Origin of the sequence: Arthrobacter sp. YAF17, from assembly GCF_052113365.1 — a bacterium.
Taxonomy (GTDB): Bacteria; Actinomycetota; Actinomycetes; order Actinomycetales; family Micrococcaceae; genus Arthrobacter.
Genome location: NZ_JBFRDB010000019.1, coordinates 67,139 through 68,864 on the forward strand (window position 1 = coordinate 67,139; position 1,726 = coordinate 68,864).

2 protein-coding genes are annotated in these 1,726 nt (G+C 68.6%); both read left to right on the top strand.

Annotated elements, in window-relative coordinates; translation table 11 throughout:
• Nucleotides 1-31 precede the first annotated feature (31 nt).
• Nucleotides 32-277: an acyl carrier protein gene (locus AB4Y67_RS15595; protein ID WP_018773434.1), complete on the top strand. Its 246-nt coding sequence runs from the start codon at nt 32-34 to the stop codon at nt 275-277.
• A 155-nt stretch (nt 278-432) separates the two neighbouring features.
• Nucleotides 433-1,668 carry a beta-ketoacyl-ACP synthase II gene (fabF, locus tag AB4Y67_RS15600; protein ID WP_441406672.1) on the top strand — a complete coding sequence of 412 codons (1,236 nt, stop codon included), beginning with the start codon at nt 433-435 and terminating at the stop codon, nt 1,666-1,668.
• Nucleotides 1,669-1,726 lie beyond the last annotated feature (58 nt).

A 1,726-nucleotide genomic window follows, 5' to 3' on the forward strand; every position in this document is an offset into this window, starting at 1 on the left:
CCCACGGCACCAACAAGAAAAGGAGCCACCAATGGCTAGCAACGAAGAGATCCTGGCCGGCCTGGCTGAAATCGTCAACGAAGAGACCGGCCTGGCCACCGAGGCTGTCGAAATGGACAAGTCCTTCACCGAGGACCTGGACATCGACTCCATCTCGATGATGACGATCGTCGTCAACGCCGAAGAGAAGTTCGGCGTGCGCATCCCGGACGAAGAGGTCAAGAACCTCAAGACCGTCGGCGACGCCGTCAGCTTCATCGCGAACGCACAGGCCTAATTTCGGCCCCGGCCGGTCCGGGGGCGCAACTGCACCCCCGGACCGCGCCATTTGCAGCACCCTCCACTGCACCACCCCAGAGATTTTCAAACGCAGGCCCCGGCAGCCTTCCCCAGGTCCCGGACACGGCAGGCGCACCGACAGAGAGTGATCCCATGGCACGCAAAGTAGTCATTACCGGTCTGGGTGCCACCACACCCATCGGCGGCGATGTCCCCACGATGTGGAAGAACGCGCTGAAGGGCGTCTCCGGCGCGCACACGCTCGAGGACGACTGGGTGGCCAAGTACGAACTGCCGGTCCACTTCGCCGCACGCGCCACCACCGCCGCGACCGAGGTCCTGAGCCGGGTCGAAGCCAAGCGCATGGACCCCTCCACGCAGTTCGCCGTGGTCGCCTCCCGCGAGGCCTGGGCCGACGCCGGCATCACCGAAATCGACCACGACCGGCTGGCTGTGGCCTTCGCCACCGGCATCGGCGGCGTCTGGACGCTCCTGGACGCGTGGGACACCCTGCGTGAAAAGGGCCCGCGCCGTGTCCTGCCGATGACCGTGCCCATGTTGATGCCCAACGGCCCGGCCGCGGCGGTAAGCCTCGACCTCGGCGCCCGCGCCGGCGCCCACACCCCCGTCTCCGCCTGCGCGTCCGGCACCGAAGCCGTTCACATGGGCCTGGACCTGATCCGCTCCGGCAAGGCCGACGTCGTGGTCTGCGGCGGCGCCGAAGCCGCCATCCACCCGATGCCGATCGCCGCGTTCGCCTCGATGCAGGCACTCTCGCGCCGCAACGACGATCCCGAGCACGCCTCGCGCCCCTACGACCGTGACCGCGACGGCTTCGTCATGGGCGAAGGCGCCGGGGCCCTGGTGCTCGAAGCCGAGGAACACGCCCTGGCCCGCGGCGCCCGGATCTACGCCGAACTGGCCGGCACCTCGGTCACCGCCGACGCGTACCACATCACGGCCCCGGACCCCGAGGGCCTCGGCGCCACCCGCGCGCTGAAGGCCGCCATGTTCGACGGCCGGATCCAGCCGGAGGACGTGGTGCACGTCAACGCGCACGCCACCTCCACCCCGGTGGGCGACAAGCCCGAGTACGCGGCCCTCAAGGCCGCCCTGGGCAAGCAACTGGACAGCGTCGCGGTGTCGGCCACCAAGTCGCAGATGGGGCACCTGCTGGGCGCCTCCGGTGCGGTGGAAGCCGTACTGACCGTGATGGCCATCTACGACCGCAAGGCGCCGGTGACCATCAACCTTGAGAACCAGGATCCGGAGATCCCGCTCGACGTCGTCACGACCGCCCGCGACCTGCCGTCGGGCAGCATCGCGGCGCTGAGCAACTCCTTCGGCTTCGGCGGCCACAACGCCGTGATCGCGGTCCGCAGCATCTAGTTCCGGCTGCCCGCAGCACACCGAGTCTCCAGTTGGCGGCAATGTTCCTCGTGAACAT